A 13206-nucleotide genomic window follows, 5' to 3' on the forward strand; every position below is an offset into this window, starting at 1 on the left:
CGCCCGGCTCCCGTCCATCTTTGCGGAATCACCCTCGAAGGGCCGGCTTGCCGGCCCTTCTTCGCGACGCGACCGGCATTTCCCGATACCATGGCGACCCCGCTGCAGGCGGGAGCGGCGCGTTCCGCGTGCCCCTGGTCTGCCCGGTGTCCCTTTCTTTCTATCCGGTTGTTTCCCCATGTTGCCCCTCGTTGCCCTGGTCGGTCGTCCCAATGTCGGCAAGTCGACGCTGTTCAATGCGCTGACGCGCAGTCGCGATGCCCTCGTGCACGACCAACCCGGCGTCACCCGCGACCGGAACTACGGCGTCTGCCGCCTTGATGCCGACGAGCCCTTCCTGGTGGTGGATACCGGCGGTATCGCCGGCGAAGAAGAAGGCCTTGCCGGGGCCACCGCGCGGCAGGCCCGCGCCGCCGCCGAGGAAGCGGACCTGGTGCTTTTCATCGTCGATGGCCGCGAAGGCCCGTCGGCGCTCGATGACGAAATCCTGGCCTGGCTGCGCAAGGCGGCACGTCCCACGCTGCTGGTCGTCAACAAGATCGACGGCATCAACGAGTCCACCGCGCTGTCGGACTTCGCTCGCTACGGCTTCGCCGATGTCATCACCATCTCCGCATCGCATCGCCAGGGCATCGACGACCTGCTCGAAGAAGTACAGCAGCGCCTGCCGGAAGAAGGTGCGACCGAAGCCCTGGACAACGACCCCAACCGCATGCGCGTCGCCTTCGTCGGCCGTCCCAACGTGGGCAAGTCCACGCTGGTGAACCGGCTGCTGGGCGAGGAGCGCATGATCGCGTCCGAGGTGCCGGGCACCACGCGCGATTCCATTGCCGTGGACATGGAGCGCGACGGCCAGCAATACCGCCTGATCGACACCGCCGGCCTGCGCCGCAAGGGCAAGGTGGAGGAGGCGGTCGAGAAATTCAGCGTGGTCAAGACGCTGCAGGCCATCGAGCAGTGCCAGGTGGCCGTGCTGCTGCTGGACGCGACCGAAGGCGTCACCGACCAGGACGCCAGCGTGCTGGGCGCCGTGCTCGATGCCGGGCGGGCGCTGGTAGTCGCCATCAACAAGTGGGACGGGTTGACCACCTACCAGCGCGAACAGGCCGAGGCGCTGCTGGCACGCAAGCTGGGTTTCGTGGAGTGGGCGGAAGTAGTGCGCATCTCCGCGCTGCATGGGTCCGGCCTGCGCGAACTGTTCAAGGCGATCCACCGCGCGCACGCGTCGGCGACCAAGGAATTCGGCACCAGCGAGGTCAACAAGGCGCTGGAAATCGCTTACGAGACCAATCCGCCACCGAGCATCCGCGGCCATGTTTCCAAGCTGCGCTACGTGCACCCGGGCGGTGCCAATCCGCCGACCTTCATCGTGCACGGCACGCGCCTGAAGGTGCTGCCGGAATCGTACAAGCGGTATCTGGAGAACTTCTTCCGCAAGCGCTTCAAGCTGGTCGGTACGCCGGTGCGTTTCATCTTCCGCGAGGGCAGCAATCCTTACGAAGGCAAGAAGAACGTGCTGACCGAGAAGCAGGTCGCCAAGAAGCGTCGCCTGATCCGCCACGTCAAACGCGGCAAGTGACCGGATACCCGTCTCGCATCGGTTTCGCCGAAGCCGGGCAGATCATCCGGCAGGTCGCCGGCAACCGGATGCTGGGACCGGAGCGCATCGCCGTCACGCGGGCCAGCGGACGCGTGCTCGTCGAGCACATCGTCGCGCCCATCCCTTTGCCGCCGTTCGACAACAGCCGCATGGACGGTTTCGCCTTCGCCCATGCCAGCCTGCTGCGTGGGGAAGACACCCTGCTGCGATTGGCCGGTGAACAGTTCGCCGGCCGCCTGCAGGCCTTGCAGGTCGGCGCCGGTGAGTGCGTCCGCATCACCACGGGCGCGCCGCTGCCCGCGGGCACGGATACCGTCGCCATCAAGGAAGACTGCATCGTGCAGGACGGCGTGGTGCGCGTACCGGCGGGCCTGCGGCCGGGCGCGGACACAAGGCGCGCGGGCGAAGACGTGCAGGCGGGTACGCGCGTGCTCGTCGATGGCCAGGTGCTTACCCCGGCACGGGTGTCCCTGGCCGCTGGGCTGGGCATCGCCTCGCTGGCGGTCGCGCAGCGCCCGACCGTTGCCGTGTTCACGACGGGCGACGAACTGGTCGAGCCCGGCCTGCCACTGGCGCCGGGCCAGATCTACAACGGCAACCGCGAACTGCTGATGGGCCTGCTGCGCGCGGAAGGGCTGGAACCCACTGCGTGGCCGACGCTGCCGGATGATCCGGAGCGGATGACCGCGGTGCTGACCGATGCGGCGGCGGCGTTCGATGTCGTCATCACCTGCGGCGGTGTGTCTGCCGGCGAGAAGGACCACATGCCGGCGCTGCTGGCGGCGCAGGGACGCATCCACTTCTGGAAGGTACGGATGAAGCCCGGCATGCCGGTGCTGTTCGGCGAAATGGACCGTGCCCTGTTCCTGTGCCTGCCCGGCAATCCGGTATCCGCGTTGGCCACGTTCCTGACCCTCGGGCGCGACCTGCTCGATGGCCTGCAGCGCCGGCGTGAGCAGCGCCCGCAATGGAAGGCCGTGTTGCACGCGCCCTGGCGCAAGACGCACGAGCGACTGGAATTCCTGCGTGGATGGCTGGAAAGCAGTGCTGATGGACGGCTGCAGGTCACGCCCAATGCGGCCGACGCCTCCCACCACCTGCGCGCGGCCGCCGACAGCAATGCGTTGATCATGCTGGGCGAGGGCGTGCACGACTACCGGGCGGGCGACGTCGTGGACGTGATCCGCTGCTGATGCGGCGTGCTCGGCGATCTGCGCGATAATCGTCCCATGGCCATACGCGAAATCGATCCGCAAGAAGTGGCGACGCTGCTGGCGCAAGGCAGCGTGTTCATCGACGTGCGCGAAGACCACGAGCGCGCCAGCGGCCAGGCCGAGGGTTCGCGTGGCATCCCCAAGGCGCAGCTGGAAGCGGATCCGGCCGCCCATGTGCCGGATCACGATGGTCGCGTGGTGCTGATCTGCCAGAAGGGCGGGCGTTCTCTCGAGGTGGCACGCACACTGGAAGCGGCGGGCTACACGCGGCTTTTCTCGGTGACAGGCGGAACCACACGCTGGATCGAGGAGCGCCTGCCGGTGGTCGTGCCCGTGCAGTCCGATGATGCCCGCGACTTCAACGAGCGCTATTCCCGCCACCTGCTGCTGCCCGAAGTGGGCGTGGCGGGCCAGCAGCGCCTGCAGCAGTCGCGCGTGCTGATGATCGGGGCGGGCGGCCTGGGGTCGCCGGCCGCGTTCTATCTGGCTGCCGCAGGCGTAGGGCAGCTGCGCATCGCGGACGACGACGTGGTCGACCGCAGCAACCTGCAGCGGCAGATCCTGCATACCGAAGCGCGCGTAGGCGAACCCAAGGTGACGTCGGCACAGGCCACGCTGGCCGCGCTCAACCCGCGCACGCAGGTGCAGGCCGTGGCCGAGCGCGTCACCGTCGACAATGTCGAGCGCCTGCTGGATGGCGTGGACGTGGTGCTGGACGGCGCCGACAACTTCCCGGTGCGCTACCTGCTCAACGACGCCTGCGTGAAGCTGGGCAAGCCGCTGGTGTACGGCGCGGTGCAGCGTTTCGAAGGCCAGGTGAGCGTGTTCGACGCCGGTCGCCACCGTGGCCATGCACCTTGTTACCGCTGCCTGTTCCCGGAACCGCCGCCACCGGAGTTCGCTCCCAACTGTGCCGAGGCCGGCGTGCTGGGCGTGCTGCCCGGGGTCATCGGCCTGCTGCAGGCCACCGAGGTCATCAAGCTGCTGCTCGGCATCGGCGAACCGCTCTCCGGCAGGCTGCTGCACTTCGATGCGCTGTCGATGCGCTTCCGTGAAACGCGGCTCCGCCACGATCCCGACTGTGCGGTCTGCGCGGCCGGCAAGGCATTTCCCGGCTACATCGACTATCCCGCGTTCTGCCGCGCGCCGGCCTGACGGCTTGAAGGCATGCCTGCGCTGCCGGTAGGGTGGCGCTTGGCCGCCATGCTGGCGGAACACCGGAGGAAGGCCATGCGGACGCTGACGTTCATCGTGGTGGGCCTGCTGCTTGTCGGGTTTGCGATGTGGCTGGCAAAGCCCGCGAAGCGGCGCAACGTCGCTGTCTTCTTCACGCTGGGCTGGCTGCTGGCGGTCCTGTGGAACCTGCGCACCGGCATGGCGCACGGTTACTCGCTGCAGGAGGAAGCACCCATCCAGCTGTTGATCTTCGCGGTGCCGGTCGCCGCTGGCTGGTGGCTCGCACGGAAGGCGCACGGCCGTTAGCACGACGACGGCATCCGGTAGACTGGTGGCATGAGTGCAGAAGCAAGTGCCAGTGACCTGGTGAAAGTCGTCGCCCTGCTGGGCGCCGCCGTCGTGACCGTCCCGATCTTCCGCCGTCTGGGCCTGGGCTCGGTGCTGGGCTATCTGGCTGCGGGCCTGGCGATCGGTCCCTTTGGCCTGGGCTGGTTCTCCGATCCGCAGTCGATCCTGCATGTCGCCGAACTCGGCGTGGTGATGTTCCTGTTCGTGATCGGCCTGGAGATGCGGCCGAGCCACCTGTGGAGCCTGCGCCGGCAGATCTTCGGGCTCGGGACGCTGCAGATCCTGCTGTGCACGCTGGCGTTGACCGGGGTGGGCCTGGCTTTCGGCTACCCGCTCGCGGTTTCCTTCATCGGTGGCATGGGCTTCGTACTGACCTCCACCGCCGTGGTGATGCAACTGATGTCCGAGCGCGGCGACGTCGCCTTGCCGCAAGGGCAGAAGGTGGTATCGATCCTGCTGTTCGAAGACCTGCTGATCGTGCCGCTGCTGGTGCTGGTGGCCCTGATGTCGCCGCATGTGGTGCAACCCGAGGAAGGCTCACGCTGGGGAGCCATCGGCATCGGCGTGGCGTCGCTGGCGGGCCTGATCGCGGCGGGCATCTGGCTGCTCAACCCGCTTTTCCGCGTGCTGGCCGCCGCCAAGGCGCGCGAGGTGATGACCGCCGCCGCGCTGCTGGTGGTGTTGGGCGCCGCGTTGCTGATGCAGCTGGGCGGCCTGTCGATGGCAATGGGTGCATTCCTCGCCGGCGTGCTGTTGTCCGAGTCCACCTTCCGCCACCAGATCGAGGCGGACATCGAACCCTTCCGCGGCATCCTGCTGGGCCTGTTCTTCCTGGGCGTGGGCATGGCGCTGGATTTGGGCGTGGTGGGCAGCAACTGGCCGCTGATCGTCAGCGCCGTGCTGGCGATGATGCTGGTGAAGGCGTTGTGCATCTACGCCGTGGCGCGCCTGACCCGCAGCACGCATCCCGAAGCGCTGGACCGTGCCGTGCTGATGGCACAGGGCGGCGAGTTCGCCTTCGTGCTGTTCGCCGCCGCGGCGGCCGCTGGCATCATCGATGCCACCGTCAACGCCAACCTGACCGCCATCGTGGTGCTGTCGATGGCGCTGACGCCGCTGTTCGCCCTGCTGCTGCGCAGGTTCTCGCCGGCCGTGAAGGAGTCGATGGAAGGAATCGAGGAGGCCAACGGCCTGAGCGGCAGCGTCCTGATCATCGGCTTCGGCCGCTTCGGCCAGGTGATGAGCCAGTCGCTGCTGGCGCGCGACGTGGACGTGACCATCATCGATACCGACATCGAGATGATCCGCAGCGCGGAGGAGTTCGGCTTCAAGATCTATTACGGCGACGGCACCCGGCTGGACGTGCTGCGCGCCTGTGGCGCGCACACCGCGCAGGCCATCGCCGTCTGCGTTGACAACAAGGACGCCGCCAACCGTATCGTCGAACTGGTCAAACACGAGTTCCCGCAGGCACAGGTACTGGTGCGTTCGTTCGACCGCGAACATTCGCTGGCGCTGATCGACGCGGGCGTGGACTACCAGATCCGCGAGACGTTCGAATCGGCCGTGGAATTCGGCAAGGCCGCGCTGCGGAGCGTCGGTGTTTCGCAGGAGGAGGCCGACGCCATCGCCGAAGAGATCCGTCGCCGCGATGCGGAGCGGTTCGAACTGGAGATGGCAAGCGGTGACCTGATCGAAGGCGCCCGGATGCTCTACGGCAACAAGCCCCGACCGGCCAAGCCCACGCCAACGCCGTTCACCAAGCCCAAGCGGGAAGCCAGGGCGCTCACCGAAGAGACGGCCGAGGTCATCGGCGAAGAGGAAGAGGAATAGCTACCGCGCGCCGCGCGGCGACACGCCGGGCTTGCCATCCGCCTGCAGGAACCTGCCGAGCGAGGTCCAGTAGCGTGGATCGTCCGACACGCTGTTGTGGTCGGCACCGGGGAAATCGACAACCTGGGCCGGCCGGCCGAAGGCATCCAGCAGCGCCTGCGTGTGGCGCGTCGGTATCACCTCGTCACGCCCCGCGCGCAATACCAGCAAGTCGCCGCGGTGGCGCGGCAGGTAGTGCAGCGAGTCGTAGCGGTCACGCAACAACCAGCGCACGGGGAAAGCGGGGTAGTGCGCCTGCGCCACGCTCGCCAGGCTGTCGAATGGCGTGACCAGCACCAGGCGCCGGACATCACGCTGCGAGGCCACGTAACTGGCCACGCCCGTGCCGAGGCTGCGCCCCGCCACATCGACCTGTCCGCTGCCGTGGCGGGCCACCGCTTCGTCGAACACCGCCAGCGCATCCGCCAGGATGAGGGACTCTTCGGGGTTCCCATCGCTGGCGCCATAGCCACGGTAGGCCAGCAGGTAGACCGTGGTGGTGGGCAGGGCATCCCGGAAGGCATCACGATTCCATTCGATACGCTCGCCATTGCCACCGAAATAAACCAGGGCGCGCGGGTGCCCGGGATTGACCACCCAACCGCGCAGCACCGCATCGGGGCGCGTGATGGCGATGTCCGTCGCCGCGGCGGGCGGGCGCGTGCCGTGCGGGAAGTAGATCAGCGACCGCTGCTGCACGTAGAGCAGCATGCACAGCCCGGCATAGCCAAGGACCAGCAGGAGTCCGGCGATCCCCATGATCCGGACAGCCCGCCGTCTACCCATGCTTCTGCTGTGCCGCCTTGAAGGCCGCCAGTTGTTCGGGCGTGGCTTCGTGCTGGTGGCGCGCCTTCCATTCGGCGAACGGCATGCCGTATACCGCTTCGCGCGCCTGCTCCTTGTCCATCGCGACGCCCGCGTCTGTCGCGGCTTCGCGGTACCAGTCGGACAGGCAGTTGCGGCAGAACCCGGCAAGGATCATCAGGTCGATGTTCTGCACGTCGGGTCGGTCTTGGTTGAGGTGCTTGAGCAGGCGACGGAAGGCGGCGGCTTCCAGGGCGGTCGTATCGGTCATGGCGGGCAATCCGGAGTGCGGAGAAGAACGGGGGAGCGACGTCGCTCCCACAGAAATGCGGGAATCGGGGACAATGGCGGCTCACTTTATACCCCACGCTCCCCCCATGACTGCCCGAATCCTGGACGGCCGCCGCATCGCCGAGAACCTGCTGGACGAACTGAAGCTGCGGGTCGACGTGCGCGTCGCCTCCGGGCTGGCGAGACCGGGACTGGCGGTGGTGCTGGTGGGGGGCGATCCTGCGTCCGCCGTCTACGTGCGCAACAAGCGGCGCGCGGCGGAGAAGGTGGGCATCGCCGCCTACGACTACGACATGCCGGAAGGCACCAGCGAAGCGCAGCTGCTCGCGCTGATCGACCAGCTCAACGCCGATCCGCGGATCCACGGCATCCTGGTGCAGCTGCCGTTGCCGGGCATCCCCGATGCCAGCCGCCTGATCGAACGCATCGACCCGCTCAAGGACGTGGACGGTTTCCACCCGGCCAACGTCGGCCATCTGGCGCTGCGCCAGTTCGGCCTGCGTCCTTGCACCCCGCGTGGCATCACCACGCTGCTTGCGTACACGGACCGGCCGGTGCGTGGGCAGAACGCCACCATCGTCGGCGTCAGCAACCACGTGGGCCGTCCGATGGCGCTGGAGCTGTTGATTGCCGGCTGCACGGTGACGAGCTGCCACAAGTTCACGCCGCCCGACGTACTGAAGGCCCGGGTGGGCGATGCCGACATCCTGGTGGTGGCGGCCGGCAGGCCCGGCCTGGTGCCGGGTGAATGGGTCAAGCCGGGTGCGGTGGTCATCGACGTGGGCATCAACCGTCTGGACGATGGTCGCCTGGTGGGTGATGTCGGCTTCGATGCCGCGGCCGCCCGCGCCAGCTGGATCACGCCCGTCCCCGGAGGCGTAGGGCCGATGACCGTGGCCACGCTGATGCAGAACACGCTGGAAGCCGCCGAAGCGGCCGCCTGAAGCGGGCCAGAGGGCCCTGGGCGTTGGAGCGACGTCAATCGCGACGGAACCGCCGGGGAAAAGCCCATCGCGACTGACGTCGCTCCCCCGTGCCCGTGGGTGGTGCAGGAAATGCATCGTTCCGCCCGTGGCGACAGACGGAAGACCCACCGATCAGGGTATAATGTCGCGCTTCCCCAACTATCCGGGCCCGCCGATGCTGCGCATCCAGGCTGAAGCACTGACGTACGACGACGTTTCGCTCGTCCCCGCTCACTCCACCGTCCTGCCCAAGGATGTCAGCCTGGAAACGCGCCTGACGCGCGACCTGCGGCTGAAGCTGCCGATCGTTTCGGCCGCCATGGACACCGTCACCGAGGCCCGTCTCGCCATCGCCATGGCGCAGCTGGGCGGCATCGGCATCGTGCACAAGAACCTGACCATCGGCCAGCAGGCGGCCGAAGTGGCCAAGGTCAAGAAGTTCGAAGCCGGTGTCATCAAGGAGCCCTTCACCGTCGGTCCCGAGACGACCATCGCCGAAGTGCTCAAGCTCACCCGCGCACGCAACATCTCCGGGGTGCCGGTGGTGGACGGCGGCCAGCTGGTCGGCATCGTCACCAGCCGCGACATGCGTTTCGAGACCAAGCTGGACGATCCGGTCCGCCACATCATGACCAAGAAGGACCGGCTGGTCACGGTGAAGGAAGGCGCCAGCGATCAGGAAGTGCTGCAGCTGCTGCACCGCAACCGCATCGAGAAGGTGCTGGTGGTCAACGACGACTTCGAGCTGCGCGGACTGATCACGGTCAAGGACATCCAGAAGAAGAGCGACAACCCCAACGCCGCGAAGGACAGCGCCACGCGCCTGCTGGTGGGCGCTGCGGTCGGCGTGGGTGGCGATACCGAGCAGCGCATCGAAGCGCTGGCGGCTGCCGGCGTGGACGTGGTCATCGTGGACACCGCGCACGGCCATTCGCAGGGCGTGCTGGACCGCGTGGCCTGGGTGAAGAAGCGCTTCCCGCTGCTGCAGGTCATCGGTGGCAACATCGTCACCGGCGAAGCCGCGCTGGCATTGATGGATTCCGGTGCCGACGCGGTGAAGGTCGGCGTAGGCCCGGGGTCCATCTGCACCACCCGCATGGTGGCAGGCGTAGGCGTGCCGCAGATCACCGCGATCGACATGGTCGCCGAGGCGCTGCAGGACCGCATCCCGCTGATCGCCGACGGCGGCATCCGCTATTCCGGCGACATCGGCAAGGCACTGGCCGCCGGTGCCTCCACGGTGATGATCGGCGGCCTGTTCGCCGGCACCGAGGAGGCCCCGGGCGAAGTGGAGCTGTTCCAGGGCCGCAGCTACAAGAGCTACCGCGGCATGGGCAGCCTGGGTGCGATGGAGAAGGGCAGCAAGGACCGTTATTTCCAGGACGCCAGCGACGCCGACAAGCTGGTGCCGGAAGGCATCGAAGGCCGCGTCCCGTACCGCGGCGCGGTCGGCAGCATCGTCCACCAGCTGGTGGGCGGCCTGCGCGCGACGATGGGTTACGTGGGCTGCGCGACCATCGAGGCCATGCGCAGCGAACCGAAGTTCGTGGTCATCACGGGCGCCGGCCAGCGCGAGAGCCATGTGCACGACGTGCAGATCACCAAAGAGCCGCCGAACTACCGGATGGGCTGATCGATACCAGAGAAGGGAGACGTCGCCGTTTCCCTTCTTCGTTTATAGCTGCAGGACATCATGACCAACATCCACACCGACAAGATCCTCATCCTCGATTTCGGCGCGCAGTACACGCAGCTGATCGCCCGCCGTATCCGCGAGATCGGCGTCTACTGCGAAATCTGGGCGTGGGACCACGATCCGGACGAAATCGCGGCGTTCGGCGCCAAGGGCATCATCCTGTCGGGCGGGCCGGAATCCACCACCCAGCATGGCGCGCCGAAGGCGCCGCAGCAGGTGTTCGACAGCGGGCTGCCCATCCTGGGCATCTGCTACGGCATGCAGACGCTGGCCGCCCAGCTGGGCGGCGCCACCGAAGCTGCGGACGCGCGCGAGTTCGGCCACGCCGAAGTGGAGCTGGTCGCGCATGACGCGCTGCTGGGCGGACTGACCGACCATGCCGGGCGCACCAGCCTGGACGTGTGGATGAGCCACGGCGACCATGTGGCCAAGGCGCCGCCTGGCTGGACCATCACCGCCGTCACCGACCGCATCCCGGTGGCGGCGATGGCGCTGGAGGAAAAGCGCTGGTACGGCGTGCAGTTCCACCCCGAGGTGACCCACACCAAGCAGGGCCAGACGCTGCTGCGCCGCTTCGTCGCCGAGATCTGCGGCTGCAAGACCTTGTGGACAGCCGCCAACATCATCGACGACCAGATCGCCCGCGTGCGCGAACAAGTCGGCACGGACGAGGTGATCCTGGGCCTGTCGGGCGGCGTGGATTCTTCCGTTGTCGCGGCGCTGCTGCACAAGGCGATCGGCGAGCAGCTGACCTGCGTCTTCGTCGACACTGGGCTGCTGCGCTGGCAGGAAGGCGACCAGGTGATGGCGATGTTCGCCGAACACATGGGCGTGAAGGTCGTGCGCGTCAACGCCGCCGACCGCTATTTCAAGGCACTGGAAGGCGTTGCCGACCCCGAAGCCAAGCGCAAGATCATCGGCAACCTGTTCGTCGAGATCTTCGAGGAAGAGTCCAACAAGCTGAAGAACGCCAAGTGGCTGGCGCAGGGCACCATCTACCCCGACGTCATCGAGTCCGCCGGCAGCAAGACCGGCAAGGCGCACGTCATCAAGAGCCACCACAACGTCGGCGGACTGCCCGAGCACATGAAACTGGGGCTGGTGGAGCCGCTGCGCGAGCTGTTCAAGGACGAAGTGCGTCGCCTGGGCGTCGAGCTCGGCCTGCCGCGCAGCATGGTCTACCGCCATCCGTTCCCGGGACCAGGCCTGGGCGTGCGCATCCTGGGCGAAGTGAAGCGCGAATACGCAGATCTGCTCGCCAAGGCCGATGCCATCTTCATCGACGAACTGCGCAAGGCCGACTGGTACGACAAGACCAGCCAGGCGTTCGCCGTGTTCCTGCCGGTCAAATCGGTGGGCGTGGTGGGTGACGCGCGCGCCTACGAATGGGTCATCGCGCTGCGTGCGGTGGAGACCATCGATTTCATGACCGCGCACTGGGCGCACCTGCCGTACGAACTGCTGGGCACGGTATCCAACCGCATCATCAACGAGCTTCGTGGCGTGTCGCGCGTGGTCTACGACATCAGCGGCAAGCCGCCGGCGACGATCGAGTGGGAGTAGGCATGCCGGAGCTCGATCACGAGCACTGGATGCGGCATGCCTTCATGCTGGCGGACCGCGCCGAGCAGGAATTCGATGAGATTCCGGTCGGTGCGGTGCTGGTCAGTGCGGATGGCCAAGTGCTGGGCGAGGGTTGGAACCGCAACCTGGCCGACCATGACCCCACCGCGCACGCCGAGATCGTGGCGATGCGCCAGGCGGGCCAGCGGCTGGGCAACCACCGCCTGGTGGGCACTACGTTGTACGTGACGTTGGAGCCGTGCGCGATGTGCGCGATGGCCATGGTGCATGCGCGCGTGGAGCGCGTGGTGTTCGGCGCCACCGACCCCAAGACCGGCGCCTGCGGCAGCGTGTTCGACCTGATCGCCGATCCGCGCCACAACCACCGCATCGAGGTGCAGGGTGGGGTACTGGGGGAAGACGCGAGCCGTCGCCTGACCAATTACTTCCGGGCCAAGCGCGGAAAACCGTTGCTGCCCTGACCGCTCAGCCGGTGGGGGATGCCCGCCGTTTGCTGTGGCGGTGATCCATTTCCTCGTTGATCGCGGTGACGGCCAGCGTGGACTCGCGCGCCAGCAGCACGCTGGCCGCCAGCATCGCCAGCACGCCCAGCGCGGCCAACCAGGTGGGCAACGCACCCAGCCGATGGCCGGTGAACGTATCCACGGCCACCGCCAGGCTGGTGCCCACGAAGAAGGTGATCGCGGTGTACAGCAACTGGCCCGCACGCAGGATGATCAGGCTGCGACGGCGCTGCAGCGCGATGCGCTTCTCGAACAGGCCGCGCTCGGCTTCGTCCTCGATGTCCACCAGCTCCTTCAGCAGGCTGCGGGCACGGTCGATGATGCGGGACAGCCGGTTGTTGGCCGACAGCAGCAACGAGGCCGTGGCGGTCAGGAAGAAGGCCGGGGCCAGCATCGCAGTCAGCACGGCATGGTCGGGGGGAGCGTTCATGGGCCGGTCGTGGGAGTGGTCTGCGTTATGATGACATGACGCAGCGTCAACGCGATTCCCGGAGTGGATTTCCGGGCCTTTCCAATCTTCAAGGGCGGGTGCATGACAGCCAACCACACGAACAACGACCGTCTCATCTGGATCGACCTGGAAATGACGGGCCTGGACACCAACCAGGATTCGATTCTTGAAATCGCCACCGTGGTGACGGACTCGAAGTTGAACGTGCTGGCCGAAGGCCCCGAGTTCGCCATTGCCCATCCGGTGGCCGTACTCGACGCGATGGACGACTGGAACCGCAACCAGCACCGCAAGTCCGGCTTGTGGCAACGCGTGGTGGAAAGCCAGGTGACGCTGGGGCAGGCCGAGGCGCAGACGGTCGCCTTCCTGTCCGAGTGGCTGCCGGCCGGCGCATCACCGATGTGCGGCAATTCGATCTGCCAGGATCGTCGCTTCCTGCACCGGCTTATGCCGCGCCTGGAGAAATACTTCCACTACCGCAACCTCGATGTCAGCACGCTCAAGGAGCTGGCACGACGCTGGGCCCCGGAAGTGCTCGAGGGGGTGCGCAAGCAGTCGAACCATACCGCCCTGAGCGACGTGCGCGACTCCATCGATGAGTTGAGGCACTACCGGCGCCACATGGCGGCGCTGGCCGGCGATACGGTGTAGGAAAGGCTCAGCCCCGGCCTGGCGGGCGCACCGCAGCTGGGCAGGGTATCC

Annotated in this window: 13 protein-coding genes; 10 read left to right on the top strand and 3 right to left on the bottom strand. The window is 67.2% G+C overall.

Annotated elements, in window-relative coordinates; genetic code table 11:
* Positions 1–178: 178 nt before the first annotated feature.
* The 5 genes from der (at position 179) to OVA13_RS03990 (ending at position 6171) form a co-directional block, all read left to right on the top strand.
* A complete protein-coding gene (gene der / locus OVA13_RS03970) occupies positions 179–1579 on the top strand; it encodes a ribosome biogenesis GTPase Der (RefSeq protein ID WP_267792513.1) in 1401 nt (466 codons plus the stop codon).
* The gene (gene glp, locus OVA13_RS03975) at positions 1576–2793 is read left to right on the top strand and encodes a molybdopterin molybdotransferase MoeA (protein ID WP_267792514.1); all 1218 of its coding nucleotides are present in this window, start codon (positions 1576–1578) and stop codon (positions 2791–2793) included. Before der ends, glp begins: the two co-directional genes overlap by 4 nt.
* A gap of 36 nt (positions 2794–2829) precedes the next feature.
* On the top strand, positions 2830–3969 hold the full coding sequence (moeB, locus tag OVA13_RS03980; RefSeq protein ID WP_267792515.1) for a molybdopterin-synthase adenylyltransferase MoeB: 1140 nt from the start codon (positions 2830–2832) through the stop codon (positions 3967–3969).
* A 75-nt stretch (positions 3970–4044) separates the two neighbouring features.
* Positions 4045–4296, top strand: a complete 252-nt coding sequence (locus OVA13_RS03985) for a hypothetical protein (protein ID WP_267792516.1) — start codon at positions 4045–4047, stop codon at positions 4294–4296.
* Between the two features lie 30 nt (positions 4297–4326).
* A complete protein-coding gene (locus OVA13_RS03990; protein ID WP_267792517.1) occupies positions 4327–6171 on the top strand; it encodes a monovalent cation:proton antiporter-2 (CPA2) family protein in 1845 nt (614 codons plus the stop codon).
* Here OVA13_RS03990 and OVA13_RS03995 read toward each other — a convergent pair whose 3' ends face one another.
* Together OVA13_RS03995 and OVA13_RS04000 are read right to left on the bottom strand one after the other, a co-directional pair.
* A complete protein-coding gene (locus OVA13_RS03995; RefSeq protein ID WP_267792518.1) occupies positions 6172–6969 on the bottom strand; it encodes an alpha/beta hydrolase in 798 nt (265 codons plus the stop codon).
* Between the two features lie 19 nt (positions 6970–6988).
* Complete coding sequence (locus OVA13_RS04000; protein ID WP_267792519.1) at positions 6989–7285, bottom strand: DUF1244 domain-containing protein; 297 nt, start codon at positions 7283–7285, stop codon at positions 6989–6991.
* 106 nt (positions 7286–7391) lie between these two features.
* Between OVA13_RS04000 and folD the strand changes: the two genes are divergently transcribed.
* From folD to tadA, 4 genes are all read left to right on the top strand, one after another.
* Positions 7392–8249 (top strand): bifunctional methylenetetrahydrofolate dehydrogenase/methenyltetrahydrofolate cyclohydrolase FolD, encoded by an 858-nt coding sequence (folD, locus tag OVA13_RS04005; RefSeq protein ID WP_267792520.1) that lies wholly within the window; start codon positions 7392–7394, stop codon positions 8247–8249.
* 196 nt (positions 8250–8445) lie between these two features.
* On the top strand, positions 8446–9903 hold the full coding sequence (gene guaB, locus OVA13_RS04010) for an IMP dehydrogenase (RefSeq protein WP_267793623.1): 1458 nt from the start codon (positions 8446–8448) through the stop codon (positions 9901–9903).
* Between the two features lie 60 nt (positions 9904–9963).
* Positions 9964–11529: a glutamine-hydrolyzing GMP synthase gene (guaA, locus tag OVA13_RS04015; protein ID WP_267792521.1), complete on the top strand. Its 1566-nt coding sequence runs from the start codon at positions 9964–9966 to the stop codon at positions 11527–11529.
* Between the two features lie 2 nt (positions 11530–11531).
* Positions 11532–12011: a tRNA adenosine(34) deaminase TadA gene (tadA, locus tag OVA13_RS04020; RefSeq protein ID WP_267792522.1), complete on the top strand. Its 480-nt coding sequence runs from the start codon at positions 11532–11534 to the stop codon at positions 12009–12011.
* A 4-nt stretch (positions 12012–12015) separates the two neighbouring features.
* Here tadA and OVA13_RS04025 read toward each other — a convergent pair whose 3' ends face one another.
* Positions 12016–12483 carry a DUF2721 domain-containing protein gene (locus OVA13_RS04025; RefSeq protein WP_267792523.1) on the bottom strand — a complete coding sequence of 156 codons (468 nt, stop codon included), beginning with the start codon at positions 12481–12483 and terminating at the stop codon, positions 12016–12018.
* 102 nt (positions 12484–12585) lie between these two features.
* Between OVA13_RS04025 and orn the strand changes: the two genes are divergently transcribed.
* Positions 12586–13155 (top strand): oligoribonuclease, encoded by a 570-nt coding sequence (orn, locus tag OVA13_RS04030; protein WP_267792524.1) that lies wholly within the window; start codon positions 12586–12588, stop codon positions 13153–13155.
* Positions 13156–13206 lie beyond the last annotated feature (51 nt).

This window comes from Pseudoxanthomonas sp. SL93 (assembly GCF_026625825.1).
Classification (GTDB): domain Bacteria; phylum Pseudomonadota; class Gammaproteobacteria; order Xanthomonadales; family Xanthomonadaceae; genus Pseudoxanthomonas_A.

Excerpts from the sequence above, each read along its gene's own strand:
- der (WP_267792513.1), top strand. The coding sequence starts at position 179 with ATGTTGCCCCTCGTTGCCCTGGTCGGTCGTCCCAATGTCGGCAAGTCG.
- OVA13_RS03995 (WP_267792518.1), bottom strand. The coding sequence starts at position 6,969 with ATGGGGATCGCCGGACTCCTGCTGGTCCTTGGCTATGCCGGGCTGTGC.
- tadA (WP_267792522.1), top strand. The coding sequence starts at position 11,532 with ATGCCGGAGCTCGATCACGAGCACTGGATGCGGCATGCCTTCATGCTG.
- guaB (WP_267793623.1), top strand. The coding sequence starts at position 8,446 with ATGCTGCGCATCCAGGCTGAAGCACTGACGTACGACGACGTTTCGCTC.
- OVA13_RS03985 (WP_267792516.1), top strand. The coding sequence starts at position 4,045 with ATGCGGACGCTGACGTTCATCGTGGTGGGCCTGCTGCTTGTCGGGTTT.
- OVA13_RS04000 (WP_267792519.1), bottom strand. The coding sequence starts at position 7,285 with ATGACCGATACGACCGCCCTGGAAGCCGCCGCCTTCCGTCGCCTGCTC.
- moeB (WP_267792515.1), top strand. The coding sequence starts at position 2,830 with ATGGCCATACGCGAAATCGATCCGCAAGAAGTGGCGACGCTGCTGGCG.
- orn (WP_267792524.1), top strand. The coding sequence starts at position 12,586 with ATGACAGCCAACCACACGAACAACGACCGTCTCATCTGGATCGACCTG.
- OVA13_RS04025 (WP_267792523.1), bottom strand. The coding sequence starts at position 12,483 with ATGAACGCTCCCCCCGACCATGCCGTGCTGACTGCGATGCTGGCCCCG.
- OVA13_RS03990 (WP_267792517.1), top strand. The coding sequence starts at position 4,327 with ATGAGTGCAGAAGCAAGTGCCAGTGACCTGGTGAAAGTCGTCGCCCTG.
- folD (WP_267792520.1), top strand. The coding sequence starts at position 7,392 with ATGACTGCCCGAATCCTGGACGGCCGCCGCATCGCCGAGAACCTGCTG.
- guaA (WP_267792521.1), top strand. The coding sequence starts at position 9,964 with ATGACCAACATCCACACCGACAAGATCCTCATCCTCGATTTCGGCGCG.